The organism is Flavobacterium sp. GW821-FHT11G01 (genome assembly GCF_058808175.1).
On the sequence record NZ_JBXARK010000002.1, the window covers coordinates 390,859 to 413,808 of the forward strand.

General features: G+C 32.6%; 22 protein-coding genes. 9 read left to right on the forward strand and 13 right to left on the reverse strand.

The window, feature by feature from the left end:
• Positions 1-171 precede the first annotated feature (171 nt).
• The gene (locus tag AC1RRN_RS05515; protein ID WP_492966344.1) at positions 172-1,380 is read left to right on the forward strand and encodes an NAD(P)-dependent oxidoreductase; all 1,209 of its coding nucleotides are present in this window, start codon (positions 172-174) and stop codon (positions 1,378-1,380) included.
• A 186-nt stretch (positions 1,381-1,566) separates the two neighbouring features.
• Here the strand turns inward: AC1RRN_RS05515 and fumC are convergent, their stop codons facing one another.
• The 3 genes from fumC to AC1RRN_RS05530 form a co-directional block, all read right to left on the reverse strand.
• Positions 1,567-2,952, reverse strand: a complete 1,386-nt coding sequence (gene fumC / locus AC1RRN_RS05520) for a class II fumarate hydratase (RefSeq protein WP_492966345.1) — start codon at positions 2,950-2,952, stop codon at positions 1,567-1,569.
• A 667-nt stretch (positions 2,953-3,619) separates the two neighbouring features.
• Positions 3,620-6,082, reverse strand: a complete 2,463-nt coding sequence (locus AC1RRN_RS05525; protein WP_492966346.1) for a TonB-dependent receptor — start codon at positions 6,080-6,082, stop codon at positions 3,620-3,622.
• 94 nt (positions 6,083-6,176) lie between these two features.
• On the reverse strand, positions 6,177-6,521 hold the full coding sequence (locus AC1RRN_RS05530; RefSeq protein ID WP_492966347.1) for an arsenate reductase family protein: 345 nt from the start codon (positions 6,519-6,521) through the stop codon (positions 6,177-6,179).
• A 113-nt stretch (positions 6,522-6,634) separates the two neighbouring features.
• On the opposite strand from AC1RRN_RS05530, the gene AC1RRN_RS05535 reads away from it, so the two are divergent.
• Positions 6,635-7,567, forward strand: coding sequence for a CPBP family intramembrane glutamic endopeptidase (locus tag AC1RRN_RS05535; RefSeq protein WP_492966348.1), 933 nt, complete (start codon positions 6,635-6,637; stop codon positions 7,565-7,567).
• 6 nt (positions 7,568-7,573) lie between these two features.
• Positions 7,574-8,617, forward strand: coding sequence for an AMP-binding protein (locus AC1RRN_RS05540; protein WP_492966349.1), 1,044 nt, complete (start codon positions 7,574-7,576; stop codon positions 8,615-8,617).
• A gap of 80 nt (positions 8,618-8,697) precedes the next feature.
• Here the strand turns inward: AC1RRN_RS05540 and AC1RRN_RS05545 are convergent, their stop codons facing one another.
• The 3 genes from AC1RRN_RS05545 to AC1RRN_RS05555 all read right to left on the reverse strand — a co-directional run bounded on the left by AC1RRN_RS05545 (position 8,698) and on the right by AC1RRN_RS05555 (position 13,478).
• Positions 8,698-9,912 carry an RsmB/NOP family class I SAM-dependent RNA methyltransferase gene (locus tag AC1RRN_RS05545; RefSeq protein WP_492966350.1) on the reverse strand — a complete coding sequence of 405 codons (1,215 nt, stop codon included), beginning with the start codon at positions 9,910-9,912 and terminating at the stop codon, positions 8,698-8,700.
• Positions 9,913-10,059: 147 nt separating this feature from the next.
• A complete protein-coding gene (locus AC1RRN_RS05550) occupies positions 10,060-12,033 on the reverse strand; it encodes a KUP/HAK/KT family potassium transporter (RefSeq protein WP_492966351.1) in 1,974 nt (657 codons plus the stop codon).
• Positions 12,034-12,164: 131 nt separating this feature from the next.
• The gene (locus AC1RRN_RS05555) at positions 12,165-13,478 is read right to left on the reverse strand and encodes a hypothetical protein (RefSeq protein ID WP_492966352.1); all 1,314 of its coding nucleotides are present in this window, start codon (positions 13,476-13,478) and stop codon (positions 12,165-12,167) included.
• A gap of 120 nt (positions 13,479-13,598) precedes the next feature.
• Between AC1RRN_RS05555 and AC1RRN_RS05560 the strand changes: the two genes are divergently transcribed.
• Positions 13,599-14,660 carry a WD40/YVTN/BNR-like repeat-containing protein gene (locus AC1RRN_RS05560; RefSeq protein ID WP_492966353.1) on the forward strand — a complete coding sequence of 354 codons (1,062 nt, stop codon included), beginning with the start codon at positions 13,599-13,601 and terminating at the stop codon, positions 14,658-14,660.
• An 86-nt stretch (positions 14,661-14,746) separates the two neighbouring features.
• Here AC1RRN_RS05560 and AC1RRN_RS05565 read toward each other — a convergent pair whose 3' ends face one another.
• The 5 genes from AC1RRN_RS05565 to AC1RRN_RS05585 form a co-directional block, all read right to left on the reverse strand.
• A complete protein-coding gene (locus AC1RRN_RS05565; protein WP_492966354.1) occupies positions 14,747-15,205 on the reverse strand; it encodes a sensor of ECF-type sigma factor in 459 nt (152 codons plus the stop codon).
• A 16-nt stretch (positions 15,206-15,221) separates the two neighbouring features.
• A complete protein-coding gene (locus AC1RRN_RS05570) occupies positions 15,222-15,635 on the reverse strand; it encodes a hypothetical protein (RefSeq protein WP_492966355.1) in 414 nt (137 codons plus the stop codon).
• Between the two features lie 33 nt (positions 15,636-15,668).
• Complete coding sequence (locus AC1RRN_RS05575) at positions 15,669-16,211, reverse strand: RNA polymerase sigma factor (RefSeq protein ID WP_492966356.1); 543 nt, start codon at positions 16,209-16,211, stop codon at positions 15,669-15,671.
• A gap of 99 nt (positions 16,212-16,310) precedes the next feature.
• Positions 16,311-17,450 (reverse strand): SRPBCC family protein, encoded by a 1,140-nt coding sequence (locus AC1RRN_RS05580; RefSeq protein ID WP_492966357.1) that lies wholly within the window; start codon positions 17,448-17,450, stop codon positions 16,311-16,313.
• Positions 17,451-17,649: 199 nt separating this feature from the next.
• Complete coding sequence (locus AC1RRN_RS05585; protein ID WP_072972699.1) at positions 17,650-17,838, reverse strand: hypothetical protein; 189 nt, start codon at positions 17,836-17,838, stop codon at positions 17,650-17,652.
• A gap of 92 nt (positions 17,839-17,930) precedes the next feature.
• On the opposite strand from AC1RRN_RS05585, the gene AC1RRN_RS05590 reads away from it, so the two are divergent.
• Positions 17,931-18,314, forward strand: a complete 384-nt coding sequence (locus tag AC1RRN_RS05590; protein WP_492966358.1) for a pyrophosphohydrolase domain-containing protein — start codon at positions 17,931-17,933, stop codon at positions 18,312-18,314.
• A 203-nt stretch (positions 18,315-18,517) separates the two neighbouring features.
• On the opposite strand, the gene AC1RRN_RS05595 is transcribed toward AC1RRN_RS05590, so the two are convergent.
• Positions 18,518-19,588: a branched-chain amino acid aminotransferase gene (locus AC1RRN_RS05595; RefSeq protein WP_492966359.1), complete on the reverse strand. Its 1,071-nt coding sequence runs from the start codon at positions 19,586-19,588 to the stop codon at positions 18,518-18,520.
• A 308-nt stretch (positions 19,589-19,896) separates the two neighbouring features.
• Between AC1RRN_RS05595 and mnmC2 the strand changes: the two genes are divergently transcribed.
• Together mnmC2 and AC1RRN_RS05605 are read left to right on the forward strand one after the other, a co-directional pair.
• The gene (gene mnmC2 / locus AC1RRN_RS05600; RefSeq protein ID WP_492966360.1) at positions 19,897-20,562 is read left to right on the forward strand and encodes a tRNA (5-methylaminomethyl-2-thiouridine)(34)-methyltransferase MnmC2; all 666 of its coding nucleotides are present in this window, start codon (positions 19,897-19,899) and stop codon (positions 20,560-20,562) included.
• A gap of 165 nt (positions 20,563-20,727) precedes the next feature.
• Entirely contained in the window at positions 20,728-20,925 is a 198-nt protein-coding gene (locus AC1RRN_RS05605) for a hypothetical protein (RefSeq protein WP_026984669.1), read from the forward strand.
• 32 nt (positions 20,926-20,957) lie between these two features.
• Here the strand turns inward: AC1RRN_RS05605 and AC1RRN_RS05610 are convergent, their stop codons facing one another.
• On the reverse strand, positions 20,958-21,899 hold the full coding sequence (locus AC1RRN_RS05610; protein WP_492966361.1) for a LysR substrate-binding domain-containing protein: 942 nt from the start codon (positions 21,897-21,899) through the stop codon (positions 20,958-20,960).
• 107 nt (positions 21,900-22,006) lie between these two features.
• Between AC1RRN_RS05610 and AC1RRN_RS05615 the strand changes: the two genes are divergently transcribed.
• The gene (locus AC1RRN_RS05615) at positions 22,007-22,486 is read left to right on the forward strand and encodes a Dps family protein (RefSeq protein WP_492966362.1); all 480 of its coding nucleotides are present in this window, start codon (positions 22,007-22,009) and stop codon (positions 22,484-22,486) included.
• A gap of 134 nt (positions 22,487-22,620) precedes the next feature.
• Entirely contained in the window at positions 22,621-22,905 is a 285-nt protein-coding gene (locus tag AC1RRN_RS05620; protein ID WP_492966363.1) for a hypothetical protein, read from the forward strand.
• The last annotated feature ends 45 nt before the right edge of the window (positions 22,906-22,950 follow it).

Below are 22,950 nucleotides of genomic sequence, written 5' to 3' on the forward strand. Positions count from 1 at the left end.
ACGTTAACATTTTTTTAACTTCTTTTTTTGTTAGTCGATTGTGCATCAGCTATTAGCGTTATAAAAATGTTTGAAATGAGAAAATAACAACAAAATTTTAACTAATTTTGTTATATTTGGAACAAATTGAATTAAAAAAGTTATATTAATACTTATCTTAATCTCGTATAAATGAAATTTGGAATTATAAAAGAAAGAAAATCCCCACCAGACAGACGTGTAGTATTTTCACCAAGTGAATTGGCTAAATTAAAACAACTTTATCATGAAGCTACCGTTGAAGTTGAAAGTTCTGATATCCGAATTTTTACAGATGTACAATATAAAAGCATGGGCATAACCGTTACTGAAGATGTTTCGGATTGCGATGTTTTATTCGGTGTAAAAGAAGTTCCTGTTGAAAATTTGATTCCAAATAAGGCTTATTTCTTTTTTTCGCATACTATAAAAAAGCAACCTTATAATAGAAAGTTACTAAAGGCAATTTTAGAGAAAAATATCGATTTATACGATCATGAAACTATAGTTGATGCTGAAAATCGTCGTTTGATTGGTTTCGGAAAATATGCCGGAATGGTTGGTGTTTACAACGGAATTCGTGCTTTTGGAATAAAATTTGAATTGTTTAAATTACCAAAAACAGAAACGCTGGCAGGAAAAGAAGCATTAATTACGCACTTAAAGCGTATTACTTTACCACCTTTAAAATTTGTTGTTACAGGAACCGGAAAAGTAGGAAGTGGAGTTAAAGAAATTTTAGATGCTATTAAAGTAAAAGAAGTTACAGTTGATAATTATTTGACTAAAAACTATACACAGTCTGTTTACGTACAGTTGGATGTTTTAGAATATAATAAACGAATTGACGGACAGGTTTTAGATTTCAATGATTTCACCACACATCCTGAAGCATATATTTCTGATTTCGAAAAATTCACCAAGGTTTCTGATATTTATTATGCGGGTCATTTTTATGACAATGCAGCGCCAATGATTTTGACACAAGAAATGCTAAATGCAAGTGATTGCAAATTAAGGGTTGTTGCCGATATTTCATGTGATGTTAATGGTCCGATTGCCTGTACTTTACGCTCTTCTACAATTGAAGAACCTATTTACGGCTATTTTCCATTAGAAAATAAAGAAGTTGATGTTTTTCACCCCGCAGCAATTGTAGTAATGGCAGTTGATAATTTGCCTTGCGAAATTCCAAAAGACGCAAGCGAAGGTTTTGGAGAGCAATTTATGGAACACGTAATTCCAGCATTTTTTAATGGAGATAAAGACGGAATCCTGCAAAGAGCCAAAATTACTGAGAAAGGAAAATTAACTCCAAGGTTTGAGTATTTGCAAGATTATGTTAATAATGGTGAATTGTAAATTTTGAATTGTGAATGATCCATAATTCAGATAAAACTAATATGTTGTCAGACTGAGCAAAGGCGAAGTTTTGACAATATGTATAAAGGACTTTGACTTCATTCAGTTGATAAAAACATTAAAAGCCTGAAATATCAATTTCAGGCTTTTTAATTTATAATTCACAATTTACAATTCACCATTAGTTTAAACCATTTCTTCCGGTTTAACCCAGGCATCAAAATCTTCTGGAGTTACGTAACCCAAACGAACAGCTTCATCTTTAAGAGTTGTTCCATTTTTGTGTGCTGTTTGTGCAATTTCAGCGGCTTTATAATATCCAATTTTAGTATTTAAAGCAGTTACCAACATTAAAGAGTTGTCTACCAGTTCTTTGATGCGTTTGTAATTGGGCTCGATTCCCTGAGCGCAATGTTCGTCGAATGAAACGCAGGCATCACCCAACAATCTTGCTGATTGAAGGAAATTTGCAGCCATAACCGGTTTAAAAACATTTAATTCATAGTGTCCCTGCATTCCGCCAATTGCAATCGCCATGTCGTTTCCGATAACTTGAGCGCAAACCATTGTTAAAGCTTCGCATTGAGTTGGATTTACTTTTCCCGGCATGATAGAAGATCCTGGTTCATTTTCAGGAATATGAATTTCACCAATTCCAGATCGTGGTCCAGATGCCAACATTCTCACGTCATTTGCGATTTTATTTAAAGAAACAGCCAATTGTTTTAGTGCACCATGAGTTTCTACAATAGCATCGTGTGCAGCCAGAGCTTCAAATTTATTTTCTGCTGTAATAAATGGATGATTGGTAAATTCTGCAATATATTCGGCTACTTTTTTGTCATAACCTTTGGGTGTATTAAGTCCGGTTCCGACAGCGGTTCCGCCCAAAGCGATTTCTGATAAATGCGCTAACGTATTTTTAAGTGCTTTTAAGCCAAAAGATAATTGAGCAGCATAACCTGAAATTTCTTGCCCTAATGTTAAAGGTGTAGCATCCATAAGATGTGTACGGCCAATTTTTACCACATTCTTAAACTCGGCTGCTTTTGCAACCAGAGTAGCGTGCAATTTTTCGACTCCCGGAATCGTAGTTTCCACAACAACTTTATATGCAGCAATATGCATTGCTGTCGGAAAAGTATCATTTGAGGATTGTGATTTATTGACATCGTCATTGGCTTTGATAAACGGTTCGCCTTCGCCAATGTTAAATCCCTTTAAGACTTGCGCCCGATTAGCAATAACTTCATTTACGTTCATATTACTTTGTGTTCCTGAACCTGTTTGCCAAATTACTAAAGGAAACTGGTCGTCTAATTTTCCGGCAAGTATTTCGTCACAGACGGCTGCAATGGCATCGCGTTTTTCGATTGTTAAGACCCCTAAATTGCAATTGGCATAAGCAGCTGCTTTTTTAAGATAAGCAAAACCTTCAATGATTTCAGGTGGCATTGAAGCTGATGGCCCAATTTTGAAATTGTTACGGGAACGTTCTGTTTGTGCGCCCCAATATTTATCAGCAGGGACTTGTACTTCGCCCATGGTGTCTTTTTCTATTCTGTATTTCATTATATATGTATGTTTGTTGTTTTGTGTGATTGAAACGTATTAACTAAAAATGAAAGGTCTTTTGAAAAAGAGTCCCTAGCCCTGATGGGAGGGAAAATCCTTTTGTGCCGGGGTTCGGCATAAAAGATTTGGAAGGACAGCAGGAAATAGCTCCTGAAAAGACTCATCTTATTCAATTTGAGATTGTTCAATAATAATCTTGCTTTCCATGTCAAAAAAACCTTATTTAAAATGAGTTTAAATATACGGATAATTGTGTTTTTATAAAAATTGATTTGGATTTTATTGCTAAGGAAAAATATAAAACTTACATTTGTCCTTACATTCAAAAATTCCGGAAAACATGTTTGAATTTTCACAGTACTTAGGCTTTTTACTTTTCTTGACCATACTAACTATAGGGTTTTGGTTGATGTTTTTCTTAGTTGGTTTCGTATCTTATTGGGTTACGGGAGCAAGCTGGGAAATGTTCAAAGAGAAAAGAGCAAAAAAGAGACAAGAAGAACAATCAATTTAATTTTAAATTGACTTCATAAAGAAAGGACCCGTTTATACGAGTCCTTTTTTTTTATGGAAAAAAATAAAAATCCCAATAAAAAAATCCAAATTCCAATCAGTAATTTGATTCATTGGAATTTGGAATTTAATAATTGAAATTTAACTTATATTATCCCGGATAATCTCCACCGCCGCCATCGTCATTTCTAGGCTGTGCATTTTTATCTCTTTCACTTTTAGGTTTGTTGAAACGATATGTAAACGATAAATTGAATTGACGTTTACGGAATTGCATTTCACCATAAGAGGTTTGGCTCTCAAGTGTTGTATCATTTTGAAGGTATGTATACGATCTCATGATTCTTGAATTGAAAATATCGCTGATATTGAAAGCAATCGTTCCTTTGTCTTTCATTACATCTTTGCTTAAAGCGGTATTCATAGCAAATTGACCTAAGTTTTTACCTTGTGCGGTTTTTTGCTCTCCATTATAAGTACCGTTTAATTGCCAGTCTATTTTGTAAGGTAACGTTATTTTTGAGCTAATTCTGGCAAACCAAGTGTTGGCCTGGTTATCAAGATTTTGAACAACGTCGTTTCCATTTGTATCTGTATAAGTGTTTGAACCGGTAGTTTTTACATTATAAAGATTGAAATTACTATTTAATCTCCACCATTTGTATGGGTTATAATTGAATGTAAATTCAAAACCAAACTTTTGTTCTTTTCCTAAGTTAATCGGTCTGCTTAAAATAACCGGAATTCCGTTTACTTCTTCACCATTTGGAGTTCTGACAAAACTGAAGACATCTTTTGTATCTTCAAAATAAGCTGAGGTAGTAAAAGTTACTTTGTCCCAACGTTTGATATATCCAACGTCATATTTGTCAGTTAATGAAGGATCTAAATCAGGATTCCCCTGAAAAATATTTACATTACTTGAATAGTTTACCGCCGGATTCATGAAGCGCCCTCTTGGTCTGGTTAGACGTTTACTGTAACTAGCCGTAAAGTTGCTTTGATCTGAGATTTCATAACTGATAAAAGCACTTGGAAACAAGTTGTTGTATTTTTTAGTATTGAAATCGTTAGTGTCTAACAAGTTAACTTGAATATTAGTGTCTTCCCAACGAAGTCCAAATAAATAAGAAAACTTATTTACTTTAAATCCGTATGAAGTATAAAGTGCATTGATGTTTTCTTTGTACTCTAAAGTGTTTGATAAGTTTGAAATTGGATCATCATTCCCATCCTTAACAAAATATTCATTGTTTAGGTCGCCAAAACTTCCTTTATATCCTGCTTCAAATTGACTTCCTTTTCCTAATGGCAAAACATAATCAGCTTGTACCTGAATTTGTTTCTGAACCTGATCGTTCAAGGTAGTGTTGAAATTTGGCGATGCCGTAATGTAACTATTACTATCGTCTGTATTTCTTGAAATCGATAAATCGGCTGTAAGTTTGTGTCCTTTATCGTTGAAATTTTTAATTAAATTAGAAGTATATTCTACATTTTCGCTTCCGGTATCACCATTATTTAAACGGAATGAAGATCCTGTAAAGGCGTGAGCTGCATCATAATTATTATAATTAATTAAGTCTGTTGTGCTACCTGAATTTTTTTGATAATTGATGGCATTTGTCCAAAAAGTATTTGGCGCCACTGTCCATTCTATACCAGCTCTTCCATTAAATCCATCATTTGTTCTTTTTGTATCACGATCTTCATCTAAAAAACCTTTTGGAGTTCCATCAGCATTAAAATAAGATGTATTGGTTTCACCGCCACCTTCATTGGTTCTGTAGTTGTAACCTGCTGTGGTAAAGTAGTTTAGCTTTTCTGTTTTATAATTCAGATTGGCACTTAATCCATAAGTTTCCGGAAGTCCGGTCGAAGCTATAAAAGTTCCGTTTAAACCTTGATTTTTACCTTTTTTAAGAATAATATTAATCAAACCAGAACCCCCTTCAGCATCATAACGCGCTGATGGGTTGGTAATAACTTCAACCTTGTCAATTGCATCTGCCGGAAGCTGACGTAAAGCTTCAGCAACATTGATCGCATTTGATGGTCTTCCATCAATTAAAATTCGGATATTATCACTTCCTCTTAAGCTTACATTTCCTTCAGTATCAACAGAAACTGATGGTACATTGTCTAAAACATCACTTACAGTTCCGCCTTTTACCATCATATCCTGACCAACATTGTATACTTTTTTGTCCAGTTTTATTTCAACTGTAGATTTTTCGGCACGAACAACAACTTCATTCAATTGTGCTGCATCTTCTGATAAATTTACAACTCCTAAATTGGTGTCGCCTGAAATGCTTTTTCCTTTAATTTCAGTCGCTTTAAACGAAATAAATTCAACTTTTATGTCGTATGTTCCAGGAGCAACAGCCACTTCAAATTCACCTTTTGGATTGGTGATTCCGCCTGCAATAACTTTGGTATCATTTGGAGCCATGATCGAAATAGTAGCATATTCAAGAGGTTGTTTACTAACTTTTTCGAATACTTTTCCGGTAACTTTTACCTTGTTTTTACCTGTGGGTGGTTGCTGTGCGTAGTTGTAAAAACTTGTAAAGAAAAGAACAAGCAATACAGCAAATTTGATTTTTTTCATTGTTATTTTTGGTTTCATTTATTCTTAGACGGCAAAAGTAGCTTTTGGTTTAAAGAATAAAATCACAAAAAAATGTTAATTCGATACTTTATACTCAGTCTAAGAAGGAAGCTAAAAGATCGATATCCCTTCCAATAATGGCTTTTCCATCTTTTATTACAATCGGGCGTTCAATCAAAATTGGGTTCTCAGTCATTGCCTGAATTATTTCATCGTTGGTCATTGTTCTTCCTTTGTAATTTTCAATCCAGATTTTTTCTTTAGTTCGGACTAATTGAATCGGTTCAAGATCTAATTTTCCCAGTAAAACTTTTAAATCATCAAATGTTGGAGTTTCTGTTAAATAAGGAATAATTTCATATTCCTGATTGGCCTGATCCATAAAAGCAAGGCAAGTTCTTGATTTTCCGCAACGTGGATTATGATAAATTTGTATCATTTTGTTATATATTAAAATGTTGTAAGATAGTTAATGCAAAAATGGGTATTTTTGCGACACCAAAAATAAGATTTACTTATTAAATCGAATTCTCATTTTTAAACTTTTAAGTTATGTTTCTAGAACAAGGAATTAAACCACAAAATAAATTTTGGTTATATCTTATCGGGTCAGTCTTAATTATTATTGCATCGTTCATTGGACAAATTCCTTTTTCTATAGCTGTTTTGTATTCTAGTTTTAAAAACAAAAAAGCCTTTCCTACGGATAATGCAGCAGTTATGAAAATTTTTGATCCAAATCTTACTTTGTTTCTGGTCATGATTTCTTTTGCTTTTGCTTTTGTTGGCGTTTATTTTGTTGTAAAATATCTTCATAAACAAACACTTTTATCGGTCACAACATCGAGAAAAAAAGTTGATTGGAACCGTATTTTATTTTCATTTGCATTATGGTCATTTTTTTCAGCATTAAGTTTTTGGGCCGTTTATTCGAGGTCGCCTGAAAATTTTGTGTGGAATTTCAAATTAATTCCTTTTTTGGTTTTATTACTTGTAGGGGCTATATTGATCCCAATACAAACCAGTACTGAAGAATATGTTTTTAGAGGATATTTAATGCAGGGATTTGCTAATCTGGCTCAAAATAAGTGGTTTCCGCTTTTGATGACTTCTCTAATTTTTGGATCGATGCATGTTTTTAATCCCGAGGTAGCAAAGATGGGGTATATCGTTATGGTTTATTATATCGGTACAGGATTGTTTTTAGGTGTCATTACGCTAATGGATGAAGGAATGGAACTGGCATTAGGATTTCATGCTGCAAATAACTTGGTTGGTGCGATATTAGTTACCTCAGATTGGACCGTTTTTCAGACGTATTCTATTTTTAAAGATATGTCAGAGCCTTCTGCCGGACTGGATGTTATCCTGCCTATTTTCGTAGTTTACCCAATTTTGCTTTTTATTTTTACTAAAAAGTACAATTGGAGTAATTGGAAAGAAAGATTAACAGGGAAAATTACTACCTTAGAGTCATCAAACTAAAAATTTATGTTGGAATTAACACACAAAAATGTTCACAACCATTTTAGGATAAATGGATATCATTTAAATGCAACTGATTTGTGCCGGGTGGCTTATGATTATATAAAAGAAGGAGATGCTAATGAACAGGCGATAGGCGAATTTTTGTTGGATTGGTTCGATAATAAAGAATATATCGAAATGAGAACTTCAGGAACAACAGGACTTCCTAAAGTTGTGAAATTAGAGAAACAAGCCATGATTCAGTCGGCATTAGCTACTGGAGATTTTTTTGAGCTGGAACCTCGCGATAAAGCTTTACTTTGTTTACCTGTAAAATTTATAGCGGGCAAAATGATGTTGGTTCGAAGTTTAATTTTGGGACTCGATATAGATGTTGTAACGCCAAGCACAGAGCCACTAGCACTTAATGAAACGAAATATGATTTTGTTGCAATGGTGCCTTTGCAGGTTCAGAATTCGATTGAAGCTCTGGGGAATGTGAAAAAGTTAATCATTGGAGGAGCAAAAATGGATTCCACGCTCGAAGCCAGACTTTTGCCTCTGAAAACGGAGATTTACGAAACTTATGGTATGACCGAAACCATTACTCATATTGCGGCAAAAAAATTAGGAGAAAGTGTTTTTACTGTTTTGCCAAATGTAAAAATTGCTCAGGATGATCGCGGTTGTCTGGTTATTACAGTTCCTGCGATTTCTGATGAACCCATTGTTACAAACGACTTAGTTGAAGTGATAAGAGAAAATCAATTTATTTTTTTAGGAAGAATTGATAATGTTATTAATAGTGGAGGAGTAAAGCTGATTCCCGAGCAGATAGAAGCAAAACTGATTGAAAAAATAGACTCCAGATTTTTTGTAACAGGATTACCTGATCCTGTTTTAGGAGAAAAATTGATTTTGGTTATTGAAGGCGAAAAACAAAATTTTGCTTCTGATTTTTTTGATGTTTTAGATAAGTTCGAAAAACCGAAAGAAATAGTTTTTGTTCCAAAATTCAAGGAAAACGAAAACGGAAAGTTATTAAGAAAACCAAGCTTACAATCTTAAAAAGATAATTTATAAAATAAAAAATCCCAAATTCCAGATATAAATTGGAATTTGGGATTTTTTTATTTTGAATTTTAAATTTAAGCTTTGCGTTCTAACAACGCCATATAAAATCCATCAAAACCAGATTCTGAAGCTAAAATTTTACGGTCTTTTATGAATGTAAATTGTTTTCCGATTTCAGTTTTTAAGAATTTTTCTACTTGTTCCTGATTTTCTGATGGTAATACAGAACAAGTTGCGTAAACTAATTTTCCGCCCGGTTTTACAATTTTAGAATAACTTTCTAAAACTTCACTCTGAACTTTACGAATATTATCAATAAACTCAGGTTGTAATTTCCATTTAGCATCAGGATTTCTTTTTAAAACTCCTAAACCGCTACATGGTGCATCGATTAAAACACGGTCTGCTTTTTCATGTAATTTTTTGATCACTTTTGTAGTGTCAATTATACGATATTCAATATTAAAAGCGCCATTTCTTTTGGCTCTTAATTTCAGTTGTTTCAATTTGCTTTCGTACAAATCCATTGCAATCAATTGTCCTTTATTTTCCATTAAAGAAGCAATATGCAATGTTTTTCCTCCTGCTCCTGCACAAGTATCAACTACACGCATTCCTGGTTTTACATCAAGAAAACCAGCAACCAATTGTGAGTTTGCATCCTGAACTTCAAAAAGTCCTTGTTTAAAAGCATCTGTTAAAAATACGTTTGCTCTTTCTTTCAAAACTAAAGCTTCGGGTTGATCTTTTAAATATTCTGTTTCAATATTTAAATCCATCAGGGTGTTTCTTAAGCTTTCTTTAGTTCCTTTAAGAGTATTAGTTCTTAAAATAACTTTTGCAGGCTGATTTTGAGCAGTAATTTCTTTAGACCAAACTGCTTCGCCTAATTCTTTTACGCCTAATTCATCCATCCAGTCCGGAATAGATTCTTTTAATGCTCTAACCTTTGAAAGTTCGTCAAAACGACCTTTTATTTTTCTTTCCGGAGTTCCTTCCAATTGTCTCCAATCCGGAATTGGATATCCTCTTAAAACTGCCCAAACAGCAAACATTCTCCATAAATTGTCTCTGTCAAAAGGTTCTTTAACTTCGGCAATTTCAGCGTATAATCTTTTCCAACGAACAATTTCGTATATCGTTTCAGCAACAAACTTCCTGTCAGAACTTCCCCAACGTTTGTCTTTTTTTAAGGCTCTTGCTACCACTTTGTCTGCATATTCTCCTTCATTGAAGATTGCATTTAAAGAATCGATGGTAGTATAAACTAAATTTCTGTGTAATCTCATTTTAATTATTTGAGTTGCAAAGGTACTATTAATTGATTGAAAGTTAAATTTTTAATTTTGATTGTTGTTTTTCAACTTTCAGTAAAAGAAAAAAAACACTCTGATAAAGTTTAAAAGAGTGTTTTTCTAAATTATTTTCTAAATGATTTATTTTATAATTCGGGTCAATCCGATATTTTCCGGAGCATGAAGCACCATTGGAAATTTCTCGATTTTCACGGAACTACTATCTAAACCAAAGGCTCTTTCTTCAGATAAACTCAGTTTTTTAATAAAGAAATAAGAGTTCATGATAATGTTTTCGTGCCATCTTAAATCATTGTCATTTGATAAAAACTTCTCAGACAATACAAATTTGAAGTCACCAATAATATTGTTTTTATTTAATGATTCGTAACGGCTGGTAATATCAACTTCTCCACGTTTTACCATGTCACGAATTACTTCTCTAAACATCAGATTGATTTTGGTAGGCTCTCTAAATCCTAAATTAAAATCAATTCTGTAAATATCGTCTTTTGCAATTTCCGTAACTTTATATTGTGTTTTATACGGTTCCGTAAGAATGTTTACGTGTACAAACCAATAAATATCAGCTCTTTTTGGACGTTTTTGCAAAATAGAATAAATTACTTTTTCCTCCAATTCATCAACACGATTTGCATTGGTCATATATACTAAATGCGTTGCGTATTTTGGAATTGAAAGATCTTCGCTCAACTCCATCAAGACTTTCTTATAATCATCAATCTTGATAATTTTAGTGTAGCTTTTATTAATTTTCTTAGCCAAATACCAAATCGTCATGATCGAAATAAGCATAATGGCAATGATTAAAGTTACATAACCACCTTCAGCAAATTTGGTAATATTAGCAAAAAGGAAACTGAATTCAATTAATAAATAAATCGTGATCAGCGGAACCATAAAGTATAGTTTCACACGTTTCATGATTAAGTAATAGTTCAATAATATGGTTGTCATGATCATGCATAAAATAATGGCAAGACCATAAGCATGCTCCATATTTCCTGATTTTTGAAAGTGCAATACGATGCCCACACAACCAAAGAATAACAACCAGTTAATTGATGGAATATACAATTGTCCTTTTACTTCAGTAGGATATTTAATTTTTACTTTAGGCCAGAAATTCAAACGCATCGCCTCATTTATCAAAGTAAATGAACCACTAATAAGAGCCTGAGAAGCAATTACAGCCGCTAAGGTTGCTACTACAATTCCGAATGGCAGAAACCAATGTGGCATGATTAAATAAAATGGATTTCCGTTTTCTCCACCTAATTGTTGTAACGTACTTCCTTCGTGGTGAATTAAATAAGCAGCCTGACCAAAATAGTTTAATACTAAAGTTGTTTTTACAAAGATCCAGCTAATTCTAATATTTTTTCTTCCACAGTGGCCCATGTCTGAATAAAGTGCTTCTGCTCCGGTAGTACATAAGAATACAAAACCTAAAACGAAGAAACCATCAGGATGTATAGATAATAAATGGTAAGCATAATAAGGATTAATAGCCTTTATAACCTCTGGATGATTCAATACCTGAATTGCGCCTAATGTTCCTAACATCGCAAACCAGATTAGCATCATTGGAGCGAAAAACTTTCCAACCAGCTTGGTTCCAAATTGTTGAATGGTAAATAATATAAATAGAATTCCGATAACAATATAAACTATTGTTTCCGTTTCCATAGTAGGATAAAATGCCCTGATTCCTTCTACTGCAGAGGAAATAGAAATAGGCGGAGTGATAATTCCGTCAGCAAGTAGGGCACTACCTCCAATGATGGCGGGCACAATGAGCCATTGAATTTTGGTTTTTTTGACTAAGGCATACAATGCAAAAATACCACCTTCACCATGATTGTCAGCACTTAGTGTAATAAGAACATATTTTATAGTAGTTTGTAAAGTCAGTGTCCAGAAGACACACGAAATTCCACCTAAAACAATATCCGCATTAATTGCATATTCACCAAGTATGGCTTTCATTACATATAATGGAGAAGTACCAATATCTCCATAAATAATTCCTAATGTGATCAATAAACCCCCAATAGACAACTTACTGTGTAAGTTTTTATGCGCTGCGCTCATGTATATTTTTATAAAAGACGGTTGCAAATTTACTGTTTTAAAATAAATTAGCGTCAATTAATAGTAAAAATAAAAAAAAGCACAATTAAACAATTGTGCTTTTTAGTTTTTATTAGAATCTCTGTTTCAAATTATATTCTTCTGCCACCGCCTCTTGAACCTCCTGAGTTGCTCTCTCTTTGAGATTGACCTCCTCTTGATTCCTGACTAACTCTAGGTGCTTCAGATCTTTGAGCGTTTTGAGTAGCTTGTGGTCTTGCAGTATTTGCTCTGTTTTCAGAATAACTTCTAGGAGCTTCTGCTCTTGGAGATGAAGCTGCTCTGTTTGTGTTCATTCTGTTTTCAGAATTTCCTCTTGAGTTATTCATATTATAATCAGAGCTTCTTGGAGCTTCTGCTTGTGGAACCGAAGCTGTTCTGTTTGTATTCATTCTGTTTTCAGAATTTCCTCTTGAATTGTTGTTCTCAGAATAATCACGTCTTGGCTCTGGTCTTTGCGTATTTTCAACTCTTGAAGGTGTACTTACTCTGTTCTGATTATCTCTGTTTGATGAAACAGGATTTGAGTTATAATTTCTATCAGAGCTTGTTCTGTTCTGAGCGTAGTCTCTGTTAGTGTTTCTGGTATTGTTCCCAGAAACTCTATCCGTGTTGGATTTGTTGCTGTTGTAAACATTCGAATTTCTGTTTGTTTCTCTGCTTGCAACACGTCTTTGATCTAATTCATATCTATTGTTGACATTTGAATGTCTTTGCGCAAAACTGTTGTTTGGACGCATTTTTTCATAACCGTAAGAACGTCTTGATTCGTATAAAACAGGAGCTCTGTAGCTTCTTCTGGTATTTACATAATTGTAACGATTGTTTACATTAATACATACATTGATGTTATTTCTGTATCTGTAAATTGGATAAGGTCTCCAGGCATTGTAATAGGTTGGATAGTAGCCCCACGTCCATGTAGAAATATACGGTCTGTAGTTTGTTATCCAAAATGAAGTGTAAATTACCGGAGCAACACTGTAAACAGGTTCGTAAATATAATTGGCTCCATATAAATAACTATTACCAACTACCTGAACATTTACCTGGTTGTAATTATCTCTTTCGACATCGATTGTAGCAATATCCTGATACACATCACGATCCAAAACTGCCTGAATAATTACTACGTGAGTTCTGGCTTCTACAGATTCGATTACACGAAGATAATCAACCTGATCATCACCGTTTAAATCAAGATTTGATATTTGATATTTAGGATCATTTAAACGTCTTTCGAAATCCTGAAGATTAGCTGATTCTCCAAAAATGGATGCAACAGCTCTTAAATCTAAATTATCGCTAATATCTGAATTTTTCGCATATACAGTGGTTTGGCTTTGTGCAGAACAAGAGCTAAGACCTATTGCTAGTAACACTAAAAAAAGTACTTTGGCTTTCATGGTAAATCATATTAAGATTAATATTCTGAGATATCCAATTACTGTGCCAGAAAAATGAACAAAAGCTATTTTATATGTTATAAATAATTGTATTTTAGCATCGAATAAATCTTGACCTATATGAAAAAAGTATTATTGTTTTGTTGCGCTTTTATTTTATTTATGTCCTTTAAAACATTGAGTGATAGTGATAAAAGGATAGTTTATGGTGGTTTCACGTCAATGCAAATTGACACATTATTTCAGGATAAAATTAGTATTAGGGCCATAGTTATTGATAAAAATAAGGTATGGTATGGAGGAGATAATTCTCGATTTGGGTATTATGATTTAGATAAAAAAGAAAAATTTGAGGAACACATATATCGTGATACCTTAAAATTAGAATTCAGAAGCATTGCTCAAACTTCAAAAGATATCTTCTTGCTGAGTGTAGGAAATCCTGCATTACTTTATTCTGTTTCTAAAAAAGATAACAAAATGAAATTGGTCTATAAAGAGGTTAATCCAAAAGTGTTTTACGATAGCATGCAATTCTGGAATGATAAAGAAGGAATCGCTATTGGAGATCCAACTGAAGATACTTTTTCAGTTATCGTTACACGTGATGGAGGAGAAACCTGGACAAAATTATTATCAGATAAATTACCGACAAATTCCCAAGGTGAAGCTGCTTTTGCGGCCAGTAATACAAATATTGTAATAAATGGAGATGAAACCTGGTTAGTTTCAGGAGGAAAAAAAGCCCGTGTTTTTTATTCTCCGGATAAAGCAAAAACCTGGAAAGTAGTTGAAACTCCTATTGTTCAGGGAAAACCAATGGCGGGTATTTTTACAGCCGATTTCTACGATTCTAAACATGGATTTATTGCAGGTGGTGATTATGAGCTTCCAAACAAAAAATCAGGAAATAAAGCGTTTACTACAGATGGAGGAAAAAGTTGGTTATTAATCGGTCAGGATATGGGATTTGGATATGCATCATGTGTACAGTATGTTCCTGGCGGAAATGGTAAAGAAATTATTTGCGTAGGTTCTGAAGGGATACAATACTCTCAAAATGGAGGTGAAAACTGGACACAGTTATCTACTGATACAAAATTTTTCACCATTCGTTTTATCAACAGAAATACTGCAATTGCTGCAGGTCATAATAAAGTTGTCAGACTTCGTTTTAAATAGGATAAATTAAAAATGACATAAAATAATAAGCCCCCTAAATAATAAAGTAAGTATTATTATATAGGGGGCTTATCGCTGTTGTTTCTTTATTTGCCTGCTTTTTCTTTATATTGTTTTAGCAATTTTCGATTAAAATCATCTTCAGATTTTTTAAGCTTTAATATCTTTTTATGTGAAAGTATCTTCTTAAGATTTGATATATATTTTTCTCGTAAAAGATAAAGTTCCTTATCTGTGCTTTCTATTTGACATAAAAGGGTAGCTGCTTCTTTTTCAGACATTGAATTGATCTTGTCATCATCCAGCTTATTCATATAAGTCTTCATTTTATCATGACGTAACTCATATTGTTTGTCATCAAAAGCATTATAAATAGGCCAGAATTTCTCTGCTTCTGTTGAGGTAAGCTCAAGTTCTGTAGTCAAAAAAGATACCTTGTAGGCTTTGATTTTTTCACGCTTTTCATCTACTTTTTTATCATTTTGGGCATAAAATGAAAAAGTGATTAAGAACATAAAGAACGGTAGTATGTTTTTGAATTTCATCTTTTTAAATTTTTATTTATTCTGAAATTAAATTTTCAATATTAGGGTTTGAAGACAAAATATCTTCTAGTGTTTCCTGCTCAAGAGCAACACTTTTACCAAGTTTGTCAATATCTTTAGTATCAAGTTCTTTTGCTAAATCATATTGATTCAAATTGGACTGATATGATAAATAACTTTCTAAAGTAGCTTCATCCAGTTCTTTTGATGTTGCATTGTAATTGTTTACCACAGGAATCATCAGAGCTATTACAATTGCAGCAGCAGCCACCAGCGAAAGTACTTTTTTGCGTTTGTAAAGAGGAATTACTTTTACTTCTTTTTCGTTTATTTGCTGTAAAACTTTTGCCGATAAATCATCAAAATAATGATCCGGAGTTTTAAATCCAGTTTTTATTTTCGGTTCGTTTTCTAATTTAAATGCTTTCATAATGTCTATAAGATAGGTTTAGTTACAAAAGGTTTAATTTGACGTAACATATAATTCAATTTTTTTGACTGCGTGATGATAAGAAGCTTTCAGTGCCCCGACTGAGGTTCCTAAAATTTCTGCAATTTCTTCATATTTTAATTCTTCAAAATATTTCATTTTAAAGACTAATTGTTGTTTTTCTGGTAATGTGACAATCGCTTTTTGGAGTTTAATCTGAATTTCATCTCCATCAAAATAAACATCAGCTTTTAAATTGTCTATGGTTTTGTTTTGCAATGCTTCAGATGTTATTCCGTTTAGCTTTGCTTTTTGGTTCAGGAATGTTAACGCTTCATTAGTAGCAATACGATACATCCATGAAAAGAGTTTACTTTCCCCTTTAAAGCTTTTTAGATATTGAAAAACTTTTACAAAAGTATTCTGCAAAACATCGTCGGTATCGTCATGATTCAAAACAATGTTTCGAATATGATTGTATAAAGGTTTTTGATAATCAGACAAGAGTTTTTGAAACGCTATATTTTGCGTTTTAGGATCTAATAATTGTGCTATAAATTCCTTCTCGTTTGTCAAGCTTTAACCTTTATCTTGTTACCACATATAAAGTTAGGAATTTTAACCTTATATTCATTAGAATGAATTTTTAGCAAAAGGTTTAATCCTTTTTTGTTTTTAGAATTCTGAATCTTCTTCTTCAGTTGTTTTTGGAGCAGCTGGAGCAGGAGTTGCAGGTTTTGCAGTTTGAGTTTCTGACTGAGGTTCATATAAAGGAACTTTTACAACCGGAACTACTTTAGGTTTTGTTGGAAAATAAATTTCTGTCATTAGCTTAGATGGACTTTTTGTGTCCAGTTTGCTAATGGTTAATATTTCAAGATGAGACCAGCTTAAATCAGGAGTAATTTTTTCGTTGTTAATATAAGCTGTTGTTTTGGCAATAGCTTCATTTGTGTGCGTGTAATCTCCTTTTAGAGTTGTTTTTACAGCTTCAAAACCATTAAGTTTTCCTGCTGTAATATCACTTCCTGCGCTTGTTGAAATTTCTTTGTTTATAGGTAAACAGATTGAAATTTTAGCCAATCCGCTAGCGGTATCATAAGTATGGTAAATGATAAATGGTTTTCCATTAGTCGATAAAGCATTAGCTTCACTGAATTGAATTAGTTTCGGAATTACAATTCGGGCATTTTTATTTACTTTCTGAATTTCGCTGGTAAAAGTTTGTTTAATATAAGGTGTCTCAATTTTCTTAACAACTCCGTTTACTTTTATGGCGTAAGTTTTGGTTTCGTAATCCAGATTTTTATCAATATTGGCAAGGCTTTTTTCAGAAATTGTTCCAATGATATTATCTGAACCTCCATTTAAAGCAGTATAAATTTTAAATAAAAAACTCATAGTTCCTTTAGCTTTCCAGGTTACTTTGGTTTTACCGGCCAGAGTATCTTTAAATGTCCAGTTGACATCAGCTTCAGTACCGTCAAAATTCATTTTTTGCTGAATGTTTTCTCCTTCTTTTGTTTTTAGCGTTATGGCTTTACCTTTTCCATCAACACCTTCCCAATAATAAGAAGCACCATTGCCTGCTGTTTTATTTGGATAAGTCATCCTCATTGTAGGATCTTCTACTGACCATGATTCAAAATCTTCGTAATTTCTAAAATCGTTTACGTAGTTATAAACAGTCGCTCGCGGAGAGTTGATGACTTTGCTTCTTTCTACAGAAAAAATCCCTTTTTGTGTGGCAACAAAAACGGTTAGGGCAACTAAGCTTAATAACGATAAAAGAAATAAATATTTTAAAATCTTCATTGGTGGTAGGTTGTTTGGTGTCGTAAAGTTATAAATTTTATTACTAGTCGCACTATGGCAGAAAAAAAATAAAAGTATACTTTTTAAATTGTCCCTTTCAAGCTAAAATTAACTTTAGACAGAACGATTGTCATGAAGGTTAATTGTAAAACTTCCGCATTTATTTTATAATTTTAAATATAGAAATAAATTATGGAAATTACCTTTTAAAAAAGAATTTGATAACAAATAATATCGCAATAAAAAGTAAAAATACGATTAAGACTTTGTAATTTCCTTTGTAAAAAATCTTGTGTAATGCAAGATCTTTTCGATAAGCAAATATCATAACGATTACAAAGGCGATAAAAAAACAGACTGCGAATATTAATTGTCCCTGACTAAACATAGTTGAAATTATTTTTGACAAATTTAGAGAATTGTATATGAATAGTTGCTAATTTGGCTTTTCATTTCATTAAAAAACTAATTTATCTAATTATGAAAAAACAAATAGACGCAGTTAAGGAATTTCACACTGCTTTTAAAATAGGACATAGCGAAACACCAATTGCCGATGTGGGCGAAACTAAAAAGTACCTTCGCTATAATTTGATGAAAGAAGAAAATGAAGAGTATTTGGATGCCGTACAGAATAATGATTTGGTTGAAATTGCAGATGCTCTTGGCGATATGATGTATATTTTATGCGGAACTATTATTGAGCATGGTCTGCAGGATAAAATTGAAGCCGTTTTTGATGAAATTCAACGAAGTAATATGAGTAAATTAGGTGAAGATGGACAGCCTATTTACCGTGAAGACGGAAAAGTTATGAAAGGTCCTAATTACTTTAAGCCAAATTTTTCGAAGTTATTAGAGTAGTATTCGTTTTAAAATTTCAACACATAGAAACATAGCTTTTTGAATCTTAAAAAAGGCGTTCACTCACATTAATTCACATAGCTATGTGTGAGAAACTAGTTTCTTTGTGTTTTCTTTTAAATAAAATCTATGTTTTATGTATAAAAAAAACAAACCCGACAACGTAATGCTGTCGGGTTTGTTTTTATCAATAGTTCTTTGGATTATTGAACCTTAACTGTCCATCCATAAGTATCTTCAGAAAGTTTATTTTGAAGACTTGTTAATTTTTCTTTTAAGAATGAAGCGTATGAATTCTCAACAGGTGTCATTTCGTAATATTCACCTTTATAAGAGAAACCTTTAATTACACTAATAACAGCAGCAGTTCCAGCTCCAAAAATCTCTTTTAAAGATCCGTTTTTAGCTGCTTCAACTAGTTCCGAAACAATAACAGGACGAACTTCTACATTAAGACCTTCTTTTTCTGCCATTGTAATTAAACTTTTTCTGGTAATACCGTCTAAAATTCTTTCACTTGTTGGAGCAGTTAATAATGTATCGTTAATTCTAAAGAATACGTTCATTGTTCCTGCTTCTTCCAATTTAGTATGCGTTGCATCATCTGTCCAGATTACTTGTTGGAAACCATCTTTGTTGGCCAAATTTGTTGGGTAAAACTGTGCAGCATAGTTTCCGGCAGCTTTTGCAGCACCAATTCCACCATTTGCAGCTCTACTATAATGTTCTGCGATAATTACTTTTACCTCGCCACCATAATATGATTTTGCAGGAGAAAGTAAAATCATGAATTTATATTCGTCAGAGGGATTTGCAATAACACCAGGGCCTGTAGCAATCATAAAAGGACGGATGTACATACTTGCTCCGTTTCCTCTTTGAATCCATTCCTGGTCTACTTTTAATAATTCATTCAAACCATCCATAAAAACAGCTTCAGGAACTTCTGGCATTGCCATACGTACAGCAGAATTGTTGAAACGTTTGTAGTTTTCATCAGGTCTAAACAACCAAACATCATTATTTTCATCTTTATAAGCTTTCATTCCTTCAAAAATAGCTTGTCCATAATGAAAGACTTTTGAAGAAGGATCCATTAAAATAGGAGCATAAGGCTTAATGACAGGAGTTTGCCATTCCCCATTTTTAAAATCACATTCGAATAAATGGTCTGTAAAAACAGCACCAAAGCTTAAGTTTTCAAAGTCTACTGCGCTTATTTTTGACGACGTAGCTTTTCTGATTTCAATTTTGCTTGTTTGAGTTGTACTCATAATAATATATGTTTTATGTAATTTTCATCTCAACAGAAAGACTTCTAAAGTGATGATTTGGTGTAAAATAGATTTTATTGAATGCAAAATTAAGTAAAAATATATAATTTACTTGCTAAAACCGTATTAATTACGGCCTTTAACTGAGATTTATTTATCTTATAATAAACCTAAAAAAATCACTGACTTTTATAAAGAATTTATGAAAAAAGAATCGATTTTTAAGGCTTTACGCATTTGTTTTGACTAAATTTGACTAACAAAATGCACTGAAAAAGAAGACAATTGCATTGATAATATCGAAAAACGTGGAAAGAGAAATAATTAAAACGCTAGATGGTTCAACAACAATTCATTTGAAGGAATGGGATGAATGTTACCATTCTAAACATGGTGCAATTCAGGAAGCAAAACACGTATTTATAAAAAACGGATTTTCTTTATTTGAAAATAAACCTATAAGTATTCTTGAAATTGGTTTTGGAACTGGTTTAAATGCTTTTATTACTTTTTTAGAAGCACATCAAAAACAACAAAAGATCGATTATGTTGGAGTAGAAGCGTACCCGGTTGATGCAAAAGAAGTATTAGCAATGAATTATGTTGCTGAACTTGAAGCATTGGAATTTGAGAACATTTTTCAGAAAATGCATAAATGCGAATGGAATAAGAAAGACGAAATTAGCGATCTCTTTTCGTTAACCAAAAGGAAACAATTTTTTGATGAAATAAACGATTTTGAAATTTTTGATTTGATTTACTTTGATGCCTTCGGATATAGAGTGCAGCCGGAGCTTTGGAGTACTGAAATCTTTCAGAAAATGTACAATAGTTTAAAACCAAATGGAGTTTTAGTAACATATGCCGCCCGCGGAGTTGTTAAAAGAAGCATGATTGAAGTTGGTTTTACAGTCGAAAAATTGGCAGGTCCTCCGGGAAAACGTGAGATGTTTCGAGCCTTTAAAAAGGCTTAGATGAGTTATTTATAATGGTTCTATATTGATTTATCCGTAGTAAGAAAACGGTTTCGTTGCCAAAGTTTTTTAAAAAAATAGTTAAAATAAAGCTTTGTATAGGTAATTTGTTTAAATTTGCTGCGAGTTTAGAAATATAGATAACCCCCAAAATCTTATTTTATTATGTCAAAAATGATGTTTGATTACACGAAATCAATACTTGAGAGAGTAAGTTTCGATCCGATACTTTTCTGCAAAGAAGTAGAAAAAGCTATCAAAACCCTGTTACCGTACGAAATGGAACAATTGAAAGAATGGTTATTAAATTTCATTATTGAAAAACCAGAATTAAAACAAAGTTTACTACTAATTAAAGTATAAAAAAAGGAGCCAATTTGGCTCCTTTTTTATTGTTATTTCTTTTGTAGCGGACTAATGATTTGAACATTCTGAAAAACTATTGCTCCTTTTACAACTCCGGCAATGGTTGATCGAAGCGCGTCAATGATTTGCATTTTTAATTCGCTCTTTGGGTAAATTAAACTTACCTCACGAGCAGGTTTTGGTTCCTTAAAATTACGAAGTTTCAGTTTATCGGAATCCTTTAAATCCATTGTGTGCAAGTACGGTAGTAACGTTGTACCCAAGCCTTCGTCGGCCAATTTTATCAGCGTTTCAAAACTTCCGCTTTGAATCTGAAAATTATTTTGCTCGACATCAGTTCCATTTTTGCACAAATTCAAAATACCGTCTCTAAAACAATGCCCATCTTGCAAGAGCAAAATTTCATTGATATTTAAATCGGCTACTTCAATTTCTTCTTTCTGAAAATTAACATGATGTTCCGGTATATAAGCTACAAAAGGCTCGAAATACAAAACGATTTCTTTTATCTTTTCATCTTCAAGTGGAGTAGCAGCAATTGCAGCATCCAAATGGCCATTTTTAAGTTTTATGATAATTTCATCGGTATTCAGCTCTTCTATTAAGAGTTTTACTTTTGGATATTTTTTAATGAAATTGTTCAGGAACATTGGTAAAAGGGTTGGCATAATCGTCGGTATAATTCCCAAACGAAATTCTCCTCCAATAAAACCTTTTTGTTGTTCGACAATATCTTTGATTCTATCTGCTTCGTTTACGATGTTTTTAGCCTGATTTACGATTTTCTGACCAATGTCTGTAAGCTGAATAGGTTTTTTGCTTCTGTCGAAAATTAAAATATTGAGTTCTTCTTCAATTTTCTGAATCTGCATGCTTAAAGTGGGTTGCGTCACAAAACATTTTTCGGCAGCGAGTGTGAAATTTTTATGTTCGGCAACAGCTAACACATATTGTAATTGAGTTATAGTCATTTTGATAGTATTTTGTGATGCAAAAATAAGAAAATATAATTTTTTTTTATAACTTTTTTTAAGAAGTTCCCTTAAATTTGTAGTAACTTACTGTAAAATAATACAACATGAAAACGAATATTTTAGGATTACCTGTAAAAGAGTCAGAATTATTAGTAAAAGAATTAAATGTCTTATTGTCTAATTTTCAGGTTTACTACCAAAATCTAAGAGGGATACATTGGAATATTAGAGGGAAACGTTTCTTTGATCTTCATGTAAAATTTGAAGAATTATACACAGATTCTCAATTAAAAATTGATATGATAGCCGAGAGAGTTTTGACAATTGGAGGAACTCCTTTACATACTTTTGAAGATTATATTAAAAATAACAAATTGACAATTGGAAAAAACATTTCAAATGATGAAAAAGCAGTTCAATTGATCGTGCATTCTTTATCTGATTTACTTAAAATTGAAAGAGAAATCTTAAATCAGTCAGCTGAAATCAACGATGAAGGAACCAATTCTATAATGAGTGACTTCATCGCAGAGCAGGAAAAAACAATTTGGATGATGAATGCATGGCTTGAAGAAGAGTTGTAATTCATTGTTTCTAAATAGATTAAAAAGCAGTATTGTCCCTATGGAACGTGCTGCTTTTTTTATGAATGTTAAATTTCTATAAAATTTTTTGCTTCAGGCTTTGATTTTATTTCTTTAACACTATTTTTGCGACAATGAAATTAGTCGCTCGCATATTATTATTCATATTTATTGCTTTTTTAGCAACGCCAACTATTGTGACGTTGATGAAGAAAAGTAATGATACGTCTATGTTCTTCAGTTTTTCTGAAGAGGAGCATTCACATAAAGAACTAAAGGCAGCCGTTTATCCGGCAATACTTGAACATGAAGTTATAATGCCTGTTTATATTGAAAAAAAGACTATCATATCTGAAAATATTGTAAAACTAGACAATATTTCTCCGAGCATATTTGCTCCACCTCCCAACTTGGTATAATACTTCCGATTATTTTAAACTAACTGTATTTATAGTAAATGCAGT